This is a genomic window from Micromonospora sp. NPDC005163, assembly GCF_053599835.1.
This window is the reverse complement of sequence record NZ_JBSFYP010000021.1, coordinates 1-21,634: the sequence shown is the minus strand read 5'-3', so window position 1 is coordinate 21,634 and position 21,634 is coordinate 1. Positions and strand designations below refer to the sequence as shown.

The 21,634-nt window shown below is 69.9% G+C and carries 18 protein-coding genes and 1 pseudogene; 7 read left to right on the top strand and 12 right to left on the bottom strand.

Annotation, left to right across the window (positions count from 1 at the left end; translation table 11 throughout):
- Positions 1–78: 78 nt before the first annotated feature.
- From ACWD6N_RS16495 to ACWD6N_RS16475, 5 genes are all read left to right on the top strand, one after another.
- Complete coding sequence (locus tag ACWD6N_RS16495) at positions 79–3,306, top strand: family 78 glycoside hydrolase catalytic domain (RefSeq protein WP_450004953.1); 3,228 nt, start codon at positions 79–81, stop codon at positions 3,304–3,306.
- A gap of 75 nt (positions 3,307–3,381) precedes the next feature.
- Positions 3,382–4,656: a glycoside hydrolase family 1 protein gene (locus ACWD6N_RS16490; RefSeq protein WP_450004952.1), complete on the top strand. Its 1,275-nt coding sequence runs from the start codon at positions 3,382–3,384 to the stop codon at positions 4,654–4,656.
- A gap of 71 nt (positions 4,657–4,727) precedes the next feature.
- A complete protein-coding gene (locus ACWD6N_RS16485) occupies positions 4,728–5,252 on the top strand; it encodes a PadR family transcriptional regulator (protein WP_354965673.1) in 525 nt (174 codons plus the stop codon).
- On the top strand, positions 5,249–5,929 hold the full coding sequence (locus tag ACWD6N_RS16480) for an ABC transporter ATP-binding protein (RefSeq protein ID WP_387327370.1): 681 nt from the start codon (positions 5,249–5,251) through the stop codon (positions 5,927–5,929). The genes ACWD6N_RS16485 and ACWD6N_RS16480 overlap by 4 nt, the downstream gene beginning before the upstream one ends.
- Positions 5,926–8,079 carry an FtsX-like permease family protein gene (locus ACWD6N_RS16475; RefSeq protein WP_450004951.1) on the top strand — a complete coding sequence of 718 codons (2,154 nt, stop codon included), beginning with the start codon at positions 5,926–5,928 and terminating at the stop codon, positions 8,077–8,079. The genes ACWD6N_RS16480 and ACWD6N_RS16475 overlap by 4 nt, the downstream gene beginning before the upstream one ends.
- A 90-nt stretch (positions 8,080–8,169) precedes the next feature.
- Here the strand turns inward: ACWD6N_RS16475 and ACWD6N_RS16470 are convergent, their stop codons facing one another.
- On the bottom strand, positions 8,170–8,709 hold the full coding sequence (locus ACWD6N_RS16470) for a DinB family protein (RefSeq protein WP_354965670.1): 540 nt from the start codon (positions 8,707–8,709) through the stop codon (positions 8,170–8,172).
- Positions 8,710–8,751: 42 nt separating this feature from the next.
- A complete protein-coding gene (locus ACWD6N_RS16465; protein ID WP_354965669.1) occupies positions 8,752–9,771 on the bottom strand; it encodes a helix-turn-helix transcriptional regulator in 1,020 nt (339 codons plus the stop codon).
- A 63-nt stretch (positions 9,772–9,834) separates the two neighbouring features.
- Here ACWD6N_RS16465 and ACWD6N_RS16460 point away from each other — a divergent pair, with 63 nt between their 5' ends.
- A complete protein-coding gene (locus ACWD6N_RS16460) occupies positions 9,835–10,935 on the top strand; it encodes a winged helix DNA-binding domain-containing protein (RefSeq protein ID WP_450004950.1) in 1,101 nt (366 codons plus the stop codon).
- A 56-nt stretch (positions 10,936–10,991) separates the two neighbouring features.
- On the opposite strand, the gene ACWD6N_RS16455 is transcribed toward ACWD6N_RS16460, so the two are convergent.
- The 6 genes from ACWD6N_RS16455 to ACWD6N_RS16430 form a co-directional block, all read right to left on the bottom strand.
- The gene (locus tag ACWD6N_RS16455) at positions 10,992–13,862 is read right to left on the bottom strand and encodes a glycosyl hydrolase (RefSeq protein ID WP_450004949.1); all 2,871 of its coding nucleotides are present in this window, start codon (positions 13,860–13,862) and stop codon (positions 10,992–10,994) included.
- 165 nt (positions 13,863–14,027) lie between these two features.
- Positions 14,028–14,528 carry a hypothetical protein gene (locus tag ACWD6N_RS16450; RefSeq protein WP_387327356.1) on the bottom strand — a complete coding sequence of 167 codons (501 nt, stop codon included), beginning with the start codon at positions 14,526–14,528 and terminating at the stop codon, positions 14,028–14,030.
- An 87-nt stretch (positions 14,529–14,615) separates the two neighbouring features.
- The gene (locus ACWD6N_RS16445; protein ID WP_450004948.1) at positions 14,616–15,380 is read right to left on the bottom strand and encodes a DUF1223 domain-containing protein; all 765 of its coding nucleotides are present in this window, start codon (positions 15,378–15,380) and stop codon (positions 14,616–14,618) included.
- Positions 15,381–15,491: 111 nt separating this feature from the next.
- The gene (locus tag ACWD6N_RS16440) at positions 15,492–16,163 is read right to left on the bottom strand and encodes an MFS transporter (RefSeq protein ID WP_387327350.1); all 672 of its coding nucleotides are present in this window, start codon (positions 16,161–16,163) and stop codon (positions 15,492–15,494) included.
- The gene (locus ACWD6N_RS16435) at positions 16,151–16,339 is read right to left on the bottom strand and encodes a hypothetical protein (RefSeq protein ID WP_387327347.1); all 189 of its coding nucleotides are present in this window, start codon (positions 16,337–16,339) and stop codon (positions 16,151–16,153) included. Before ACWD6N_RS16435 ends, ACWD6N_RS16440 begins: the two co-directional genes overlap by 13 nt.
- Before the next feature lie 6 nt (positions 16,340–16,345).
- Positions 16,346–17,020, bottom strand: a complete 675-nt coding sequence (locus ACWD6N_RS16430) for an MFS transporter (RefSeq protein ID WP_387327344.1) — start codon at positions 17,018–17,020, stop codon at positions 16,346–16,348.
- Positions 17,021–17,029: 9 nt separating this feature from the next.
- On the opposite strand from ACWD6N_RS16430, the gene ACWD6N_RS16425 reads away from it, so the two are divergent.
- Complete coding sequence (locus ACWD6N_RS16425) at positions 17,030–17,617, top strand: hypothetical protein (RefSeq protein ID WP_450004947.1); 588 nt, start codon at positions 17,030–17,032, stop codon at positions 17,615–17,617.
- A 388-nt stretch (positions 17,618–18,005) separates the two neighbouring features.
- Here the strand turns inward: ACWD6N_RS16425 and ACWD6N_RS16420 are convergent, their stop codons facing one another.
- The 4 genes and pseudogenes from ACWD6N_RS16420 to ACWD6N_RS16405 form a co-directional block, all read right to left on the bottom strand.
- The gene (locus ACWD6N_RS16420) at positions 18,006–19,181 is read right to left on the bottom strand and encodes a low temperature requirement protein A (protein ID WP_450004946.1); all 1,176 of its coding nucleotides are present in this window, start codon (positions 19,179–19,181) and stop codon (positions 18,006–18,008) included.
- A gap of 406 nt (positions 19,182–19,587) precedes the next feature.
- On the bottom strand, positions 19,588–20,271 hold the full coding sequence (locus tag ACWD6N_RS16415) for a hypothetical protein (RefSeq protein WP_450004945.1): 684 nt from the start codon (positions 20,269–20,271) through the stop codon (positions 19,588–19,590).
- 77 nt (positions 20,272–20,348) lie between these two features.
- Positions 20,349–21,299, bottom strand: a complete 951-nt coding sequence (locus ACWD6N_RS16410) for a hypothetical protein (protein WP_354968837.1) — start codon at positions 21,297–21,299, stop codon at positions 20,349–20,351.
- 48 nt (positions 21,300–21,347) lie between these two features.
- A pseudogene (locus tag ACWD6N_RS16405) lies at positions 21,348–21,473 on the bottom strand (integrase core domain-containing protein); the annotation flags it as partial.
- Positions 21,474–21,634: the final 161 nt, after the last annotated feature.

The window sequence follows — 21,634 nt, the reverse complement described above, 5'->3', positions numbered from 1 at the left end:
CTCCGCACCGCACCAGCAGCACCTACGTCAACACCAGGACCTGCCGGCTCAGCAGGCCGGCCAGGAAAGGAGTGACCTGTGCAGAAATCCAGGAGACGGACACGCCTGCTCGTGGTGATGGGAGTGGCGGTCACACTCGTCGCGTCGCAGACGCTCAACGCCACGCCGTCCATCGCCAGCCGACAGGCGGCCGCCGTCAGCGTCGTCGACCTTCGGGTGAACGACCGACACGATGAACCGCTCGGCATCGACGACGCCCACCCATCCCTGGGCTGGCGGATCACCGAAACGAAACGGGCCGCCGCCCATCCCTGCCGCCGACCCGGCGCACGGTTGGCCTGCCCGGGCGACAGGCAGACCGCCTACCAGATCCGCACCGCGACGAGCGCGCGGAACCTCGCCGGCGGAAGGCTGACCTGGGACTCCGGCAGGGTGCAGTCCGACCACCAGTCCGGCATCCGGTACGCCGGTCGGACCCTCACCTCCCGCGAGAGGGTCTTCTGGCAGGTCCGGGTCTGGGACGCCGACCGGAAGCCATCGGACTGGAGCGAGCCATCCACGTGGGAGATGGGCCTGCTCCAGCAGAGCGACTGGGGATCGGCCCGGTGGATCGAGTACCCCGGTCGCACGGAATCCCAGTCGATGCCGATCTTCGCTCGCCAGTTCGACATCGATCGCAACAAGCGCGTGGCCAGCGCCCGCCTCTACCTCTCCGGCGTCGGGCTGCACCTGCCGTCCCTCAACGGCCGATCCCTCAGCGACGAGGTTCTGGCACCGGGTAACTCCAACTACCAGCTCTCCAGTGAGTACCGCACGTACGACGTCAGCGGCGACCTGCGCACCGGAGCCAACACGCTCGGTGTTCGGCTCGGCAACGGCCCCGCCTACGTACGGCGAAGCGTCACCAACCCCGCCGTCGGCCGGACGGCGCCGTACTCGTGGTGGCAGAGTCAGCTCAAGGGCAACGGCATTCTGGCCGCCGACGTCGCACCCGATGCCACGACCGTGCAGCTGGACAGCGTCGCCAACTACCATGTTGGCGGCACGATCAACATCGACACTGGCAACGGTGGCGACAGCCTCGAATCCCGCACGATCACCGCGATCGGCACCGCTGGCGCGGACGGAACCGGGATCTCGTTCACCCCTGGCCTGTCCAAGCCGCACACCGCCGGCGTGGCGGTGACCGGATCGGGCAACAACGTCGCCGCCAGCGATGCGAGCGCCGGCGCCGCGGTGACCCCCCGCATGATCGCGCGGCTGGAAATCTCCTACACCAACGGCTCGACCGACGTCGTCGTCTCCGACCGCGGATGGCGGACCGCACTCGGCGCCCTGGTCACCGACGCGTGGTACTCCGGGGCGGACCACGACGCGCGCCGCGAGCAGGTGGGCTGGGACTCGGCTGGGGCCAACCTGACGGCCGCCGCCAGGCGACGTGACGGCTCCGCCATGGCCTGGGTCGACGCCGGCATCGCGCCACCCCCGAACCTCGCCACCAGGCTCGTCGCTCGCACCGCCGAACCGGTGAAGGTCGTCGAAACGTTCACACCGGTCTCGATGACCAACCCGGCACCGGGAACCTGGGTGTTCGACTTCGGCCAGAACATCGTCGGCTGGCCCCAGCTGCGCCTCAAGGGGACCGTGCCGAGCGGCGTCACCATCCGGATGTCACCCGCCGAGTCGCTGGCCGCGGACGGCACCGTGGACCAGGCCTCGCTCATGGGCGGCGGCGGCAGCCGGGGACGCGACCTGTTCAACACGTACACCACCGCCGGACTTCGCGGCGGGGAGACCTGGCATCCCGACTTCAACTACTTCGGCATGCAGTGGGTCCAGGTCAGCGGCCTGCCCGAGGGGTACGTCCCGACGAAGGACCTCATCAAGGGGCTCCGGTTGCAGGCCGCGACCCCGTCGGCCAGCGACTTCACCACCTCGAACGCGCGCGTCAACCGCGTCCACAAGATGGCCGGGTACTCCTTCGCGGCGAACATCATGTCGGTGTTCACCGACTGCCCCGGCCGCGAGAAGCTGTCGTACCCGGCCGACTACACGATGCCGATGGGTGCCATCCACCGCAACTACGAACTCGGCGCCTACCTACGGACCACCATGCGACACCTCGTCGAGGGGCAGTCTCTGGCTGACACACCGATGGCCGGGAACGTCGCGCTGAAGACCCCGGTCTACGACTGGGGCTACAGCGGACGCTTCGGCGACGAGATCAACTGGGGCAACGCGATCATCCTCGTCCCGTCGATGCTGTACGAACTGTACGGCGACACCGCGACGATGGCGCGGTACTACAACCAGATGGTCGCCTTCGCCGACTACATCCAGCGTCAGAAGGTGGGGACCGGAGCCGACGCGCACATCGTCGACGCCGCCCTCGCCGACTGGGTCGCCGCCGACCAGACATCCGGCCGAATCACCGGTACCTGGGGCTACTACACGATGATCAGCAAGTTGGCCACGATGGCGCAGCTGACCGGCCACGTCGACGACGCCGCTCGGTACCGGACGCTCGCGGACGAGATCAAGCAGGCGTTCAACGCGCACTTCTACAACCAGCAACTACGCCGGTACACCGCGGACGGCAACGCCGGGACCACGGGCGCAACGCAGACAGCGCAGGCACTCGCCCTCGACGCCGGGCTCGTCCCGGACACCGAACGTCACGCCGTCCTCGACGCGCTCGTCGAGCTCGTGTACGCGTTCCACCCGGTCGGCGACGGTCCACACTTCAGCGGCGGCACAATCGGGATGGCACCGACCGTCCGGGCACTCGCCGACGGCGGCAGGGACGACGTCCTGTGGGATCTGCTCCAGGAGAACGACCAACCGAGCTACGGGTTCTTCATGGAACCCACGGTCGCGAACCCGAACGGCATGACCACCATCGGCGAACGGTGGAACCGTGGTGACTCCAAGAACCACATGATCCTCGCCCAGATCGAGGAGTGGTTCCAGGGGAGTCTGGTCGGCATCCGCGAGGCCGACGACTCGACCGCCTACCGACGCCTTGTCATCCAGCCCAAGGTGGTCGGGGACCTGACCTCGGTGAAGGGCAGCTACCAGACACCACACGGCGTTGCGCGGTCCGAGTGGAGCACGTCGGATCGACGATTCAAGCTGACGGTCGACGTCCCCACCAACACCAGCGCACAGGTGTGGGTGCCGGCGGGAGGACGACGGCTCGACGCGCCTCCGGCCCGGGCCACGTTCCTGCGTGTCGACGGAGACTATGCCGTCTACAGCGTTCCCTCCGGCTCGTTCACGTTCCTGGCACCGCGGACGGGTAACTGATCCGACGGGCCCGGTCGCCGCTCGGTCCACGAGTGGCGACCGGGCCCGTACCCCGCGCGCCGATGAGGAGCAGCCGTGACCAGCACCCGAGACGTCGCCGACGGTCGCAGTGCGCCGGCTCCGTTGGGATCCGACTTTCCGGCGAACTTCCTCTGGGGTGCCGCGACAGCCGCGCACCAGGTTGAGGGCGGCAACGTCAACAACGACTGGTGGGACTTCGAACACGCCCCCGGTACCGCCGCGCAACAGTCGTCCCACGACGGCATCGATCACCTGCACCGGTATGCCGACGACTTCGCGCTGCTGAAGTCGTTGGGCCACAACGCCCACCGCCTGTCGCTGGAGTGGTCCCGTATCGAACCCGCACCGGGGGAGTTCAGCCGCAGCGCCCTCACCCACTACCGCCGGGTCCTGACCGCGCTCGCCAGCGCCGGCATGACCGGATTCGTCACCCTGCACCACTTCACGTTGCCGCGCTGGTTCGCCGCGAGGGGTGGTTGGCTCGCCCCTGATGCGGTCGAGCTGTTCAGCCGATACTGCGACCGGGTCGTCGCGGAGCTGGGCGACCTGATGCCCTTCGTCTGCACTATCAACGAACCACAGATGATCGCCCTGCACGGCTATCTGGAGGGCTACCACCCGCCGGGGATGACCAACCCGATCCTGTGGAAACGGGTGGGCAGGGTGCTCCTGGAGGCGCACCACGCCGCGGTACGGGCCGTCCGCGATGGAGGAGCCCGGTCCAGGGCGGGCCTCGCAGTGCAGCTGCCGCTGCTGACCCCGGCTCGTGACGACGGCAGCTGCGTCGCGTTCTGCCGCGCTCTGCGGACCGAGATCGTCGACCTGTACCTCGACGGGCTCACCGGACCCGACCCTGGAGACTTCCTCGGCGTCCAGTACTACCGCCGGCAATGGGTCGATCCCGCCGTGCCGACACTGTTCGCCGAACCGCCGGCCGGCGCCCAACTGACCCAGATGGGCTGGGAGGTCCATCCGGACGGACTGCGCCAACAGCTGCACCGTGCTGCCGCCGCCGGGCTCCCGCTGTACGTCACCGAGAACGGCATCGCCACCGAAGACGATCACGAGCGGGTCGACTACCTCGAAACGCATCTCGCCGCACTGGCGCAGGCCCGATCGGAAGGAGTCGACGTTCGCGGTTACCTGCACTGGTCCGCCTTCGACAACTTCGAATGGGCCGAGGGATACCGCCCCAAGTTCGGACTGATCGCGGTCGACCACGACCACGACCTGCGCAGAACCCCGAAACCGAGTGCCCATGCCTTCGCTCGGGTCGCCAGGACAGGAAGGCTCGACGCGCTACGCCACGGGACCGTCGTACAGGCATGAGGTCACGGCGGCCCCGGACGTAGAACCCGGGGGTATATACGCGGTGTATACCCCCGGTGTATCGTGCTGGCATGAGCGTTCCACTCACCCTCCTCGGCCTGCTCGATCGGGAACCCAGCCACGGGTACGACCTGAAGCGCGAGTACGACACCTACTTCGGCCGCGGTAAGCCGCTGCCGTTCGGGCAGGTCTACTCGACGCTCAGCCGCCTGGCGCGCGACGGCAAGGTGGTGATCAGCGAGGTCGGCCCCGGCGAAGGGCCCGACCGCAAGCGCTACATCATCACCGACCTGGGCGCGACCGAGGTCGAGCAGTGGCTGACCCAGCCGGTCGAACCGGAACCGCACCTGCAGACCGTTCTCTTCGCCAAGGTCGTGCTCGCGCTGATGCTGGACCGCCCCGCCGGCGAATACCTCGACACCCAACGCAGCGCGCACCTGCAGCGGATGCGTGAGCTCACCGAGATCAAGCGCACCGGCAGTCTCGTCGACGCGCTGCTCGCCGATCACGGTCTGTACCACCTGGAGGCGGACCTCCGGTGGATCGAGATGACCGGCGCCCGGTTGGACGCCCTGACGAAGGCGGTACGGTCATGACCATCGCGATCGAAGCGAGGAACGTCGAATTCTCCTTCGGCCAGACACCTGCGCTCCGCGGTGCCAGCATCGCCGTCGACTCGGGGGAGATCGTCGCGATCATGGGGGCCAGCGGGTCGGGTAAGTCGACGTTGCTGCACTGCCTGGCCGGCATCCTGGTTCCGGATTCCGGCGAGGTCCTGTTCGACGGGGCTCGGGTCGACTCCATGACCGAGGCCCGCCGCAGCAGCCTGCGCCGGGACCGCTTCGGGTTCGTGTTCCAGTTCGGGCAGCTCGTCCCCGAGTTGACCACCGCGGAGAACGTGGCCCTGCCGCTGCTGTTGAACGGCACACGCAGGACCGAGGCGCTGCGCAAGGCGTACGGCTGGTTCGAGCGGCTCGGCCTGGAAGGGCTGGAGCAGCGCCGATCAGGTGAGCTTTCCGGAGGGCAGGCCCAGCGGGTCGCCCTCGCCCGGGGCCTGGTCGCCGGGCCGGAAGTGCTCTTCGCCGACGAGCCGACCGGCGCGCTCGACTCGCTCACCGGCGAGCAGGTCATGGACCTGCTGGTCACCGCGGCTCGTGAGCAGGGCACCACGGTCATCCTGGTCACCCACGAACCACGGGTCGCCGCGTACGCCGATCGCGAGGTCATCGTGCGCGACGGCCGCGTGAACGCGCCGGACCGGATCGCATCATGATCCGCTTCGGGCTCCGCCTCGCCGTGGCCGGCGGGCGGGAGGCACTCACCCGCCTCATCATCATCGCCACCGCCGTGGCGGTCGGCGCCGGTCTGCTGCTGGTCACCCTCGCGGGCCTCAACGCCGTGAACGCGCAGCTCACACGGTACGCGTCGCTGTATCCCAGCCCGTCGGCGGACGGTGGCGGCGATCCACTGTTGTGGTCCACGCGGGAGGACTACTTCCGCGGCGAGCAGATCGTACGGATCGACGTCGCCGCCTCGGGCCCGAGCTCGCCGACGCCGGTCGGCATTCCGGAGACCCCGGGGCCGGGGGAGTACTACGTCTCACCGGAGTTCAGCACGCTGCTGGCAGCGACCCCTGCCGCCGAACTCGCCGATCGCTACCCCGGGCGAAACCTCGGCACGATCGGTTCGGCCGCGCTGCCGTCACCGGACGCCCTCCTCGTCATCGTCGGCCACACCGTGAACGAGGCCACGACGCTGCCAAATGTCCGCCAGGTCACCAGCATCGGCGACGACACCCACGCGCTGCCGGAGACGGTCGTGGACCTCATCGTCGGTGTCATAGCCGGTGGGCTGCTGTTTCCGGTGCTGATCTTCATCGGCACGGCCACCCGGCTCAGCGCCGCCCGCCGGGAGCAGCGGTTCGCGGCGATGCGGCTGGTCGGCGCGACGCCCCGGCAGATCTCGGTGATCGCGGCGACCGAGGCGGCCGTGGCGGCGCTCGCGGGCACGGCTCTCGGCTTCGCGCTGTTCTTCGCGTTCCGCGGCCAGCTCGCCGCGATCCCGTTCACCGGCATGCGGTTCTTCCCCGACGACATGGTCCTGAGACCGCTGGACGCCCTGGTGGTCGCGCTCGGCGTGCCGGCCGGAGCGGCGCTGGCGGCCTGGGTGTCGCTACGACGCGTCCGGATCTCCCCGCTCGGCGTCACGCGGCAGGTCACCCCCCGTCCACCCCGCGCCTACCGGCTGATCCCACTCGCGCTGGGGGTGGCCGAGCTGGCCTACTTCATCGGCCGCAGGCCCGAGACGTCGGACGGCCAGACCGCCGCGTTCCTGCCTGGTCTCCTGCTCATCATGACCGGTCTGATCCTCGCCGGCCCCTGGCTCACCATGGTCGGCGCCCGTGTCATGGCCAGCCGCGCCCGGCGGCCCGCGGCACTCATCGCGGCGCGGCGCCTCGCCGACAACCCCAAGGCCGGTTTCCGGGCCATCAGCGGCATCATGCTCGCGCTCTTCGTCACGAGTGTGGCCATCGGTGTGATCACCACGATCGTCGCCAACCGTGGCCCCGCCCGGATCGAGTCGACGGATGCCGCCACCCTCTCCACCGGCTTCTCCGACGACGAGCTCTCGGTGCCCGACTCACTGCTGGTCGAGCTGCGCTCGATCCCGGGCGTGCGGAGCGCGACGGTGGTCCACCGGAACCCGGACCGGATGGCCGATCCCGGCGTGCTCGCGTGCACCGACATCCCCGAGGCGTACGGCCGATGCGCCGACGGCGCCACCGTGGCGGCGGTGGCCCACAACTTCATCCCGTTCGACGAGTCGGCGTCCGCCTCCCGGGTGTGGCCCGCCGCATCGGTTTCCCTCGACGACCTCGAGCGGTTGCCGGTGGCGTCGATCGTCGTCGGCACGGACGGTTCGACAGCCCCGCTGGAACGGGCGCGCACGGCCCTCTCGTTGGCCTTCCCGAATTTCTGGGTGGCACCGACCGTTCCCGGTGAGTTCGAGTCGTCCTTCACCGATCAGCTGCGTGGTTGGAAGCAGTTGGCCAACGTCATCATCGTCGCCAGCCTCGGCCTCGCCGGCTGCAGCCTGGCGGTCAGCGTGGTCGGCGGTCTGAGTGAACGCAGGCGCCCGTTCAGCCTGCTCCGCCTCAGTGGGGCGCCGGTGCGGGTCCTGCGCCGTGTGGTCGCTCTGGAAAGCGCCGTACCGATGCTGGCCGTCGCCGTGGTCGCGATCGGCATGGGTTTCGTGGCCGCCCAACTGTTCCTCAAGGCACAGCTGGACTACACGCTCACCGCGCCGGGCCTCGGGTTCTACGGGATCGTGATCGTCGGCCTGGCCGCATGCCTCGGCATCATCGCGTCCACCCTGCCGTTGCTGGAGAGGATCACCGGCCCGGAGACGGCACGCAGCGAGTGATCGTGTGAGCGGCGGGGGAGGCACACCCCCGCCGCTCACCCGCTCACGCGGATGCCGGCCGACTCGAGCGGCCCTGGTCGTTCCCCCGACTCACTGGCCGGTGCGGCCGTCGACGCACTCGCGGAGCAGGTCGGCGTGGCCGACGTGCCGGGCGTACTCCTCGATCATGTGAACGAGGACGTCGCGGACGCTGACCGTGTCGTCGCCGATTGGCACCTCCCGCCCGAGGTCGTCCTCGTCGAGCGCGTCGAGCCACTCATCGGCCGCCGCGATCTCCGCCTTCCACGTGGCGAACGCCTCCTCGACGACCGCGGGGTCGGCGACCGCGTCGGTGAAGTCCGCGTCCCTGTCGTCGTCCCGGCTGAACAGGCGCGGCTGGTCGGTCCTGCCGCGCAGCACCCGCTGGAACCACTGGTTCTCCACCTTGGCAAGGTGCCGGATCAGGCCGAGCAGGCTCATGGTGCTCGGTGGCACCGAGCGGCGGGCGAGCTGCTCGGCGTCGAGACCGGCGCACTTCATGTCCAGGGTCAACCGGTAGTTCCGCAGGTACTCCTGCAGTGTCGCCTTCTCGCCCTTCGGGTTGCCGTAGGTCCGTGGATCGTCGGTGGGGTCCACCCACATGTCGCTCATGGCTCCCGACCCTGTCGACAAGCCGCGACGGGCGCAAGCGGGTTATCGGCCCGTCCGGACCGGTCGAGGTGGTGTGGGGGGTGCGCCGGCCGCGGCGTCGGCATAGCGGTCGGCCAGCCGCGCGAAGGCCTCTCTGAGCTCGGTCGGCCCGACGACCTCGATGTCGGCGTCGAACCGACCGATGGCGGCGGCCAGGCCCGGCCATGACCACGAGCCGACGACGAGCCGGCAGCGGTCCGGGCCGAGGGCCTCGACGAGTCCGTCGCTGGTGTAACGGGCCGCGACCTCGGCGGGGAGGTCCAGGATCACCTCGCCCCGGCACGGCCAGCCTTCGGGGCCGTGGAACCTGCTGACCACGAAGGCCGCCACGTCCGCACCGGGTAGTTGCCGTGGGGTGAAGCGAGGCCCCGTGGGGGTGCGGGGCGTGATCCGATCAGCGCGGAAGGTGCGCCAGTCCTCCCGGTCGAGATCCCAGGCGACGAGGTACCAGCGCCCTCCCCAGGTGACGACGTGGTGGGGCTGGACCTGGCGCGGCGCACTGTCGGCCTGATCGTCGTCGGCCGCTGGCGGGAATGCGGGGCCGTAGTCGAAACGCAGCACCTCGCGGGCGTGGACGGCGGCACTGAGCGCCATGAGCACGCCGCTGTCGGCCTGTGGGCTCGATCGGGTCGCCGGCCGCTCGACGGCGGTGACCTGGATGGTGTCGATGCGACGGCGCAGCCGTGCGGGCATGACCTGCCGGACGGTCTGCAGCGCGCGCGCCGCGGCTTCCTCGATGCCGGCGCCGGAGGTGGTGGCGATCTGGAGTGCCACGGCGAGGGCGACGGCCTGCTCGTCATCGAACAGCAGAGGCGGCAGTTCCGCGCCCGCGTCGAGCCGGTAGCCCCCGTCGGGACCCTTGGTGGCCAGGATGGGATAGCCGAGCTCACGCAGGCGGTCGACGTCGCGGCGCACGGTGCGCGGACTGATGTCCAGCCGTTCGGCCAGCAGCGCCCCCGGCCAGTCCCGCCGTGCCTGGAGCAGCGAGAGCAACGACAGCAGCCGCGCCGAGGTCTTCAGCATGGGTCCCGATACTGCCATGAGAAGCGGCCAGACCCTGGCCGCTTCACCTGCGACTGTTGCCCGATGACGGTGCTCGACAACCGCGCGCTCAACCGCGCGACGCTCGCCCGGCAGTTGCTGCTCGACCGCGCGGACGTACCGGTCCTCGACGCCGTCGCCCACCTCGGCGGTCTGCAGGCGCAGGAACCGCAGGAACCGTTCGTCGGGCTCTGGTCGAGGCTGCGCGCGTTCGACCCGGCGGTGCTCTCGGACCTGCTGATCCAGCGAAGCCTGGTGCGGACACACCTCATGCGCCGCACCGTCCACCTCCTCACCGCTGACGACGCACTGACCTGGCGCGCCCGACACGATGCGATGCTGCGCCAACGGGTGCTCGGGACCTACCGCCGCGAGCTGGACGGGGTGGACCTCGACGAACTCGCCGCGGCCGGCCGGGCCGTGATGGCCGACGACGAGCCGCGCTCGATGACCGAGCTGGCGCGGGCGCTCGCCGGGCGCTGGCCGACGCCGGGGACGCGGGCACTGGGCGAGATGGTGATCGCTGCCCTCGTCCCGATGGTGCAACTGCCGCCGCGCGGACTGTGGCGCACGAGGGCCGGAGTGCGCAACGTCCTGCTCTCCTCCTGGCTCGGTCGGGAGATCGACCCGCCGGCCCTGGAGGACGCCGATCCGGTCGGCCAGGCGCTGGTACGCCGCTACCTGGCCGCGTACGGTCCCGCGGCCACGGCCGACCTGCGCGCCTGGTGCGGCCTCGCCGGACTGCCGGCCGCGGTGGCCGCGATGCGCGGCGAGTTGATCACGTTCCGCGACGATCGTGGCCGTGAGCTGCTGGACCTTCCCGACGCGCCGCGCCCCGACCCCGACACACCCGCCCCGGTGCGGTTCCTGCCGGCCTTTGACAACGCGATACTCGGTTACCAGGACCGGAGCCGGATCATCGACGATGCGCACCGTGGTCTGTCGGTCGCCGGCGAGCGCGTGGTGCTGGTCGACGGTCGGGTCGCCGCGACCTGGAACGTCGAGGCCGGCGCCGTGACGGTCATTCCGCTGCGTCGCCTCTCGCGAGCCGACCGCACCGCCGTCGTCGAGCAGGGGCGGGAGCTGGCGTCGTTCCTCTCCGACAACGAGAGCCACCGGGTGGAGGTCGGCCCGACTCCCCGATGACCGTGCGCCGCGCCGCCGCCGGCCATACCGAACCGGCGGCGGCGCGGACGGGTGGATCAGGAGTACGGAAGCCGGAGCACCGACTGGTTGCCGATGCCCACCGTGCTCGGGTTGTTGCCGATCGCCGACCACACCTCGACCCGGACCGTGCCGTTGCTGAGCGTGCCCAACGTGCCGGTGGCCGAGGCCAGGCCGGCGTTCTGGGTGTAGTGCTCGTAGCCGGGGACAGGGTCGGTGGCGAAGTAACGCGACGTCTCCACCCGCTCCCAGCTGCCGTTGCCCGTCAGGTCGTACGAGATCCGCACCTGCACGCCGTTGCCGACGGCCGTGCCGGCGTCCAGGAACAGGTCGAAGGTGGTCTGCCCGCCGGAGTAGGCGAGGTTGAGGCCGGTCGCCGTGAAGACCTGCGGGTTGGTCGGCGTACCGTCGTGGTTTCCGTTGGCCGCCGCGACCGTGGTCGTGGCCGCGCCGCCGGCCGCGCCGAGCCCGCCACCGGGCAGCAGGTACCGGGTCGGAGAGCCCGGGTTCGGGGGCGGATCCGTCGGAGGGGGTGTGGTGGGCGGCGGGGTCCCCGGGGGTACGCCGCCGGCCGCGTTGCCGCCGCTCCAGGTGTACGCCCCGGTGGTGGCCGTCCGTCCGGCCGGTACGGCGAGCGTCGTGCCGTTGGAGAAGTTCACCGTGATCGCCGTCGCGGTCGGGTTCGACGCCACGTAGGTGCGCGCCCCGTTGCGCGAGAACACCGCCGACAGTGGATGGTTGGCGGTCACCGTCGTGTCGACGGTGCCCAGCGCCGCGAGGTTGCGGATCCAGTGGAAGGTGTGTGCCCGACTCTCGCCCTCCTCGACCGTGTAGTTGGGGTTCGCGCGGAGGTTCGCCAGCGCTGCGTCGCCGTCACCGAGGGCCTGGAACTGCCAGAGGATGTCCTGCCAGACCGTCGGCTGCCCACCGTTGTTGCGCACCAGTTCGGCGTAGTTGGTCCGTACGTACGCCGGGTTGTTGCCGAGGTAGAGGTGTCCGCCGGTGACCGGCAGCAGGTTGATGCCCTGGATCATCTCCGGCTCGGCGCTGAACCAGGTGGCGTACGCGCCGCCGTCGCCCCAGACCATGCCGACCGTCGAGTGCCCGAAGGCGGCGGGGAAGTTCTGGTCGCTGACGTCGAACCAGTATTCCTGGATGGCCGCGGCCTGGGTGGTGTAGAGGAAGATGCCGGCGTCGCGGACGGCGGTGTCGCCGGTCACCTGTCCCCACTGGATCAGGGCGTTGGCGAAGTTCATCCCCTCCGACGACGATTCCTGGTTGTTGCCGGAGCCGAATGAGCCGTGCCCGGACGCCCAGTCGTGGCCGGCGTAGATGTCGAAGTCGCGCAGGTAGGGGAAGCGGGTGTCGTCGCGGCGGTAGTTGTTGGCGTCCCGGATCAGCAGGTCCACCATGCCGCCGTAGCGGCTCGCGGCGGCCCACGCCGGGTCGAACTTCGCCAGCGTCGCCGCGGCGGCGATGTAGTAGCCGTAGTGGAAGTGGTGGTCGTTGAGTTCCTGGTCCGAGCCGTACGAGGCTGGGTAGCCGATCAACGTGCCCCAGTTGCCGTCGTAGTAGAAGACCCTTCCGGTCTTGCCGCTCGACGCGGTGAACCAGTCGGTGAGCGTGCTGCGGATCGCGTTCAGCGCGCTGTCCCGCGTCGCGGTGTCGTTGACCAGGTCGGCCACCTCGGCGAGCCGGGCGGCCCGGCCGAGTCCCTTGCCGGTCCAGTACGTGTCGCCGCCGCGCTGGTCCATCGGGTTCGCGCGGGCGGCGGCCAGGTGGTTGGTGAGCGTCGTCAGGTCGGCGCCGCTGCCGTCGGCGACGGCCGGCAGTTCCGGCAGGACCCCCTGGAACTTCATGGCGGTACGGAACTGGTTGACGCCGGTGAGCACCTTCATCCGGCCACGCGCCGACGGGTCGGTCGGGGTGATGGGGGTGGAGCCGGTCAGCGACTTCCACTGGTGCGGGTAGAGGCTGACCACGGTCTGCGTGGCGGTTCCCTCCCGGGCGGTCGTGGTGAACGCGTACGTGGTGGTCAGTCCGCTGGTGGCCGGGTTGTAGGCGTACGAGACCTGGGTGCCGGTGACGTGGGCGTGCGCGTACCGGCCGTAGGTGGAGGCCAGGTCGGCGCGCTCGGCCGCCGACGTCGACGGCGGCAGGAGGGCGACGGAGAAGTAGCCCCGGCCGGCCAGGGTGGAGGAGATCCGGCCGCCGCTGACGGTCCAGGTGGCGCCGCTGGGGGCGTACCCGACGTAGTCGTGGCCGTTGACCCGGAAGCCGACCGTGGCGCCGCTGTTGGACCAGACGTCCGCGGTGCCCGTCGCGCTGATCACCGCGTCCCCACCGGTGGTCTGGAAGTACGCGAAGGGCAGACCGTGGCCGATGGTGGCGCGCATGGTCCGGGCTCCGTCGCTCCAGTGTGGGCTGACCGTCCAGTCGGTCCAGCCGTCGACCTTGACCACGGGCGCTCCGAGCCCGGCGACGCCGACCCGGATGTCCTGGACGTACGGGTAGTGGTACTCGCCGACCCCGGTCGAGGTGCCGCTGATGGCGGGCGTGGAGTTGGCGGAGAAGCCGAGGCCGTCGGTGAACGTGTCGTAGGAGAGCGGGTGGGCGTGCAGGGGTTCGCTGAAGGCGCAGTCGGTGCGCTTCCAGAGCAGTGAGGACCACCAGTCGTTGGTGGGTACCGCACCGGCTGGCGCGTTGGCGGTGGCGAACTGTCGGGGGTTGCTCGACATCGGGCCGCAGCCGGTGGGGAGCGGGCCGACCGGGGTGGTGGTGTAGCTGCCGGCGCCGACGGGGGCGGCCTCGGCGGGACGGGTGAGGGAAATCGTGAGGCCGCCGACGACCAGGGCCAGAGCGGTGGTGGCGGCCAGGACCCAACGGCGGTGGGGGACGGGAGGTTTCACGGTGCCTCCATCGCGTGTCGGGATGCCGGCCTGCCGGCTCCGACACGTTGTCTGAATTGAGGAGAAGATGCGGTGAGAGAGCGCTCTCCCAGTCGGCACGGTAATCGAGGGCTATGACTCCCGTCAATGTGTCCCACGGGTTGCGTGCTGATGTCGCGATTTGAACTACCACCGCTCGCCGGCGTGCCAGTCGGCGACCCGCCAGTGGTCGTCGGCCTGCCGGATCAGCAGCAGCTTCAGCGGCGCGACCTCGCCATCGACGAAGCGGGCCTGCGTCAGTACCTCGGCACGAGGTTGTCCAGGGCCGACTATCGTTGTCCCCTCGACCGAATAGCCGGTGAGCCGCTGGCCACCGGAGTGCAGCTCGGAAAAGGTCGGCAGGTCGCTGGCCTGCCGACGCTGCTCGGCGAGCAACTCGTACGCGACCGTGAACTCGGCCGCGACGAGCGCGTCCAGGTACGCCGTGGCGGTCGCCTGGGCGGGACCGCGGTCCCGAACCGCCTTCGTCACAGTCAGCGCCGTCCACGCCACCGCGCCGAATGTTGCGATGGTGCCCAGGGCAACGATCTGCCAGACCGGCAATCTCCGGGTGAAGCAGCCGTAGCACCCGAGCAGGAACAGCCCGACCGCCAGAATTCCGAGTGCCCGCCTCCACCGTCCTGACATGCTCCCGGACCTTAGCTTGGCGAGGCCGCCTCGGCCAGAGCGCCATGGTGACGCGATGCCCGCTCACGCACCGCAATCAGCCCACTCTCATCGCGCGACGGCGGACAGGTCGACCGCGGCGGCGGCGACGATCGCCCGGTCACCTTTGTTCTGCACGTAACCCACCAGAGTGGCCTGCCGAGGATCGAGATTTGGCGGCGCCTCCAGCTCCACCTGCCCGCGCTCGGCGTCCAGACCCAGCGAGGTGAAGGCGCGCACCACGTTGTCCTGCCGCAGCGTCCGCCCGGCGTTCTCGCCCCGGGCGACCTCGCTCTCCAGGCCGCGTTCGACGATCGCCACGTTCAGCACCGCACGCTCCGTGGGCCGCTCGGTCTCGAAGCCCAGGACGACCCGCTGCCCGGCGCCCGCACCTCCGGCGTAGTCCTGGACCGACAGTGTGAACGGTGTGGTGGTTGCCGACGTGAGGGCCGACGCGATCGCGGTCGCCGCCCGTCGACGGTCGGAGCCGACGAACTCGACGGTGCCGTTGACGACCATCTGGGGGGTGTACAGGCGTCCGGTGCCGAAGGCCCGCGCGTACGCCTCCTGCCGCGCGGTGTACGCCGCGTCGGCGAACCGGTCGGGCCAGCCCAGATCATCCCAGTAGTCGACGTGGAACCCGAGCGCGAAGACCGGCTGCCCCTGGGCGCGCGCGTCACGCTCGATCTCGGTCAGCACCTCCTCGGCCGGAGGACAGCTCGAACAGCCCTGGGAGGTGAACATCTCCACGACGGCGAAGCCGCCGTCCGCGGACGCCACGTCCGGCAGCGGCGATCCCGGCAGGCGGGCACGATTCGACCCGGGGTCCGTCATTGCGCCTCCTCCGTGCGTGCTGCTGGCGGCCCTCCGATTCCCGTTACGGCCGCGACCATGCCTGCCCGCGCCTCGCCGCTCGGCCCGGCAGGTTCGCGTTCGGGGGCGCCGTCAGCGTCCCGCGCCCTCCGCGACGGGCGGACGCGCGGTCGAGGCGGCGGTTCGCGGCCGGCCGGGTCGCATGAGGACGATGACGAGCAAGCTGGCGAGGACGCCGACGGCTCCGGCCACGGCGAAGGTCGCCTGGACACCCGCCACCCCGGCGGCATGCGCCGCGCTGTCCAGCAGGTGCCGCCCGGCTGCCGGCGTGGCGCGCAGCAGACCGGGTGTCTGCCCGCCGGCGATGGCGTGCGCGACGTGTGCCGGGTCCGCAATGCCACGCCCGGCCAGGATGGTCTGCGCCTGGGCGGTGAAGACGCTGCCCAGCGCGGCGACGCCGAACGCGAAGCCCAGCTGGCGGGTGGTGTTGACGGCTCCGGCGGCCATGCCGCCGCGCTCGGCGGGCACCAGGGACATGGAGACCGAGCCGAGGACGGGCGTCGCGAGGCCGACGCCGACACCGATCAGGGCGAGCCCCGGCAGCAGCGCCGGCCAACTGGCCGAACCGTGCATGAGCGCCGCGGTGAGCAGGCTGCCGAGGCCGACGAACAGCAGACCGGCGCCGATCACCAGGTCTGGTCTGCGGCCGTGCAGCACCCGACCCGGCGCCGCCGAGACAGCGAACGCGGTGACGGACATCGGCAGGCCGGTGAGCCCCGCCGCGAGCGGACTCAGTCCCAGCACGACTGCAACCAGATCGAGGTGTAGGTGAGGGTGGTGAAGGCCGCGAACGTCAGCAGCAGCCCGGCGAGCAGGACCGCGACGAACGAGCGGTCGCGCAGGAGGGCGAGGTCGAACATGGCGTTCCGGGTGCGTGCCTCGATCGTGACGAACCCGGCCAGCAGGAGCGCGGCCACCACCAGCAGTCACCAGACGGCGGCTGCCGACCAGCCGTCCTCGTTCGCCCGGATGAGTGCATAGGTCGCGCACCCCGCGGCGGCGGTGAAGCTCACCATACCGGCGACGTCGATCCGGCCCCGGACGGTCGCGTGGGCGACGGTGAGCGTCGTGGCGCACAGCAGGATGGCCACGGCACTGACCGGCAGGTTGACGAGGAAGATCCAGCGCCACGACGCGCCCTCGGTGAGCAGCCCGCCGAGGATCGGGCCCACGGCGGCCGAGGCGCCCGACACCGCGCCCCAGATGCCGTACGCGCTTCCCCGGTCACGCCCGACGTAGGCGCTGTTGAGCAGGGCGAACGTGGTCGCGAACATAGCCGCCGCCCCGACGCCCTGTACGGCGCGCGCGGCGATCAGCACGCCCGGGTTCGGCGCGAGACCGCACAGCAGCGACGACACCGCGAAGACCGCCAGCCCGACGACGTACGCCCGGCGGTGCCCCACCCGGTCGGCGATCGAGCCGGCGCCGAGCACCAGTGCGCCCAGCACGAGGGCGTAGGCGTCGATGACCCACTGCAACGCCCGGAAGGACGCGCCCAGGTCGTCGACCATGTCGGGCAGGGCGACGATCACGATCGTGACGTCGACCAGGAGCATGAACGTACCCAGGCAGACCGTCAGCAGCGGCAGCCACTTGCGCATTCTGAAACGATGCGCGCTTGGTACGCGTTGACGCAGGGAGACTATCGAGGCGTCATCGCAGCTGCCGAGGCTGTTGAGGCGACCGCAGCGAACGATGGAGCGGCGATGCAGCTCGCCGCCCAGCAGGCGAAGGCTTGGGCGCGACTCGGCGACCGTCGCCAGGTAGAGACTTCTCTCGACCGTGGACACCGATTGTTGGAATCCCTGCCTTACCCGGAGGACACCGATCACCGATTCGTGGTCGACCCCGCCAAGTTCGACTTCTACGCCATGGATTGCTACCGCATCGCGGGCGAGGATCGGCTTGCCGAGATGTACGCCCGAGAGGTCCTGAAGTCATCGACCGACCCGAACGGGCAGGAACGTAAGCCAATGCGGATAGCGGAAGCTCGGGTAACGCTCGGCGTGACCGCTGCTCGCACAGGCGACGTGGAGTCAGCGATCGCGCACGGCCGCCAAGCCCTGCAAGGTGACCGGAAGTCGCTGCCGTCCCTGCTGATGTGCTCTCGTGAGCTGACTAGCCTCCTGGCCCAGCGCTATCCGGATCAGCCGGAAGTCTCGTCGTACCTGGAAGAAGTTCGAACCCTCGCGGCGTAGGGACTTGCAGCTAGTCGGACTTGGACTCGGACTGGTCTGCCCGTCGACCACCGACGCCAGGCCGAGGACGACCCTGCTGCCATGATCTGATCCGGGCCGGCCGCCACATGTGTGTACGGCCAACAGTCATGTCAGGTTCGGGCACGTGCCCACGCTTTCGGTAGTTCGTGACCGTCGAGACCTGGACTCCGAGGTAGGCGGCGACATCCGAGGTCGTCCACCACTCGGCGTCCCTTCCCGCATCCGTCGTCGCACCACCATTCTCCACCGTGCGTGAGACGTTCAACGCACCGCAGGTGAGGGGGAGCCCGCCCGACCGGCTGCCGGCGATGTCGAGTCTCAGGACGTCCGTGACAGAACAGTCTCGGGACGTGGGTGACACTTCTGGCTAGCCGGGTGGTGAGGGCGGCTCGGGTGGACGTCCTCGGGCACGGGCTGTGTCGGATACGGCGATGCCGGCCAGGACGAGAGCAGCGGCGCCGGCGACGAGCACCGGCGGCAGGAAGATCGTTGCCGGCGAGATGGCGGCGAGCATGAGGACCCCGGCCACGCGGTTTCGGGACACCCGGCCGAACACCGCGTACTCGAAGATGGCCCGTCCGGCGAGGAACAGTGCGGGTCCGCCGAGGATCACGGCGATCCACGTCGGCTGTGTGTGCCCGGATGGGTGCTCGATGATGAGCTCGACGCCGACAGAGATCGGGACGATGCCGGCGACCATGACCAGGTGAGCGTTTGTCGCCAAAACGGTAACGCGGAGCGGATCATTGGCCGCGGCGACGGCCCCGCCCAACACCTCCCCAGCGAGGTGGATGTAGATCCGCCACAGCAGCACCGTGGTCGTGAACGCCACCACGACCGCCGCGCTGCGGTCAGCCTCGAAGGTGTGCTCGCTGAGCCCCAGCCCCGTCACCAGAATCAACTCGCCGAGCGCGATGATGAAGAACTGCCGATAGCGCTCGGCCAGGAACTCGCCCGTGATCCCAAACTCCGCCGCATTGCCGCGGCCCAGCCTCGGCGCGGGCCAGCCGAGACTGGCCGCCGTGTAGTCCACGGCCACCGCTAGCGCCCACAGCACCCCACGCGGCCAACCCTGCACAATTGCGCCCGCGATCCACGGCACCGCCGACACGCCGAACCAGAGCAGCACCCGCATCTCGGGACGCTGCCGCTTGTCGCCACGGGTAACGATCACGAGAAACAGGCTGCGACCGACCTGGACGGCGACGTACGCGCCGGCGAAGACCAAGCCATGCCCGCCGAACGCCTCAGGCACTGCGGCCGACAGCACCAAGCTGCCGAACATGCACCCGATGACCAGCACCTGTATCGCCGGCCGTCGCGGCTCGAACCTGTAGACCACCCCCACCGTCGCGGCCCACACCCACCACATGGCGAGCAGCAGCAGCAGCGTCTGGAAGGCGTCGATCCAGTCCAGATGCAGTCGCAGCCCTAGCGAGAGTCGGAAGAGCGCGAAGACAAACACCAGGTCGAGGAACAGGTCCAGGAACGTCGTCCGCTGCTCCTCCGGTCTCCGCATCAGCCGGGCTGCGCCACTCGTCATCGGTTCGCCCCGTTTCTGCCGCTTCTGTCAGCTCTGACCAGTCGTACCACCCGACAGCGCTGGGGGATGTGGATGTGCTGCTGCGGCCAGGGGTCGAACGGCCTCGCCCGTGGGGGCGACGGTAGAGGCCGTCAGTTCCTACAAGCCGTCGCCGCCAGTTCTGATCAGCTCGTCGACCTTGGCCAGGCGTCGGGCCAATGCCACAAGTGGCGGAGTGTTACCCAGGTCCTGATACCGATCTGTCACCCAGGTCCTGAGACACGACAACCGGCTGTCGGCGATGTCGGGCTCCACTTGATGCGTTACGGATCGGTGTCGAATGACGGGTGCCACGTCCGGCTAGACGATCTTCGTGGTCAGGGTAGTCCGCGAGCTTGCTCCACCGCTGATGTTCTCGCTTCGATGGCTAGGCCGCCGGCGGTGTGGGCATGGGATGGGGCGTGGCCGGCGGTAGTTTGAGTCGCTGGCGGGTTGCGTGGATGACTTCGATGACGCGCTGCTGCAAAGCAGGTGGGTCGTCGGCGAGGTCGGCTAGCTGTTTTGCGCGCTGGGCGAGGTCGTGGGCCCAGTCCGGGTCTAGGTTGCCGACGGTGATGCGGTGGAACGCTTGTCGTGCGGTGTCGGGGTCGCCAGCTAGCGCTGCTGCGCCCCCGGTGTGGTAGGCGTGCCACCAGGGCGACTCGCCGTGCCTGGTCGTGCGGGAGGCCAGCTGGCGAGCGGCGGCTGCGGGGTCGGGGAACTGGCTGCGCAGCTGGTCGACCCGTTGTGCGGCGACACCGGCGACCGTGGTGATGTCGCGGGTGAACTGTTCGGCGTTGACGAAGTTCAGAAAGCTCGTCCAGCCGACCTCGCCGACCGGCGGCTGTGTGACGAAGGCGGCGTCGTTGCGCCAGTAGATGCGGCTGCCGTCGTCGAATGACCAGTGGTCGCGCTCGTGGCACAGCCACATCGCGCCAACGTTGAGATAGGTGCCTTCCGAGCGGGAAGGCTGGAACTCAACGACGATCAGCCACCAGCCTCGGTCATCGATCCAGACGCGTGATGCGCCTCGCCGATGCAGTCCAAGCGGCTGCAGATGCTGGCGTGCCACCGCTGTGACCAGTCGAGTCGCTGTGGCTCCGTCTGGCATTCGAGGAGTATGGCATCGGTCGCCGAGACGGTAGAGGGTCATTGTCCGCCTCGCTTGCCGATCGTCGTCTGCCGTGGTGGTTCCGGCTTACGGGCTTTGAACCGGGCGATGGGCTTGGTGGTGGTGCAGGCGACCTCGATGAGGAGCTGGTCGCCGTCGTAGACGCGGAAGGTGGCGTCGGTGGCTTCGACAGTGACGATGCGACCGGCGTGGGCGATGCCGGGGTGAATGCGTTGACCGGCGATGACGAGGCTGCCGCGGCTGCTGACCCGCCGCTCGACGCGTTGAGCGTCGCGGGCCGGGGCTGGTGGTGGTCCGGCGGGACGGGCATCGCGGAGGCGGGCCAGGTCGGCCTTGGTGAGTGGGTTGGGCAGGCTGCGCAGCAGGGTCCGGCCGGTGTCGAGAATCTGCAGGACGCCGTAATCGAGGCGGGCGGTGATCCGCCGCCCGGCGAGGTGGTAGCCGATCGGGTGTTGCCTGCCGGCAAGGGCGATGAGCCCGTTGGCGGTAACGATCCGGTCAACCTCGATCGGGCCGCCAGACTCGGCCGGGCCGGCGGCGATGGGTGAGGGCCCGGCAGGCTGGCCGTCCTCGGCGAGTAGCTGCCGCAGGTGGTCGAGGGTGAGCCGGGACGGGACGGACTTGAGGCGGGCGCCGTTCAGCAGCAGGTGGATGACGGTGGTGTCGGCCCAGAGCGTGATGGTGCGCCCGGCATGGGCGGGGCCGAGCCAGAACTGCTGCCCGCAGACGGCGAGGTTGCCCGAGGCGGGAATCACGCGGGCGACCTCCACGGCTAGGCGGACGCTGTCGCCGACAGCCACTGGCACTGCTGGAGCGACGGTGTGCCCCACGGATGGCGGAGGCGTCGGTGCTGGGGTCGGCAGCGGTCGGCGGGGTGCGGGAATGGTGCTGGACAGCAACGGAGGTAGTCGCAGCGGCAGCTGCTCCTCGGTCGGCTGGGCGGCGAACCGGTCCGCCGGGAACGCCATCGCGAGGGACTGGTGGGGCCGTTCGGTGTTGTATTCGTGCCGGAAGGCGTCGATGGCGGCCTGGGCTGCTTGCGGGTTGGCCCAGACCTCGACATCGTCGAGGAGTTCCCGTTGCAGGGTCTGGTGGAATCGCTCGACCTTGCCAGTGGTGGTGGGTGAGCGGGGCTTGGTCAGCCGGTGGGTGATGCCATTCTCTCGGCAGACATCCCAGGATTCAAAATGTCAAGCGGCTGCTGTGCTGTGGTGAGCCCAGGCCTTGTGTTCGTCGTAGATTGAGCGGGTCTTGAGGCATCCGTGGAGGATGCCGACGAGGCGGTTGCCGAGCTGGCGCAGCG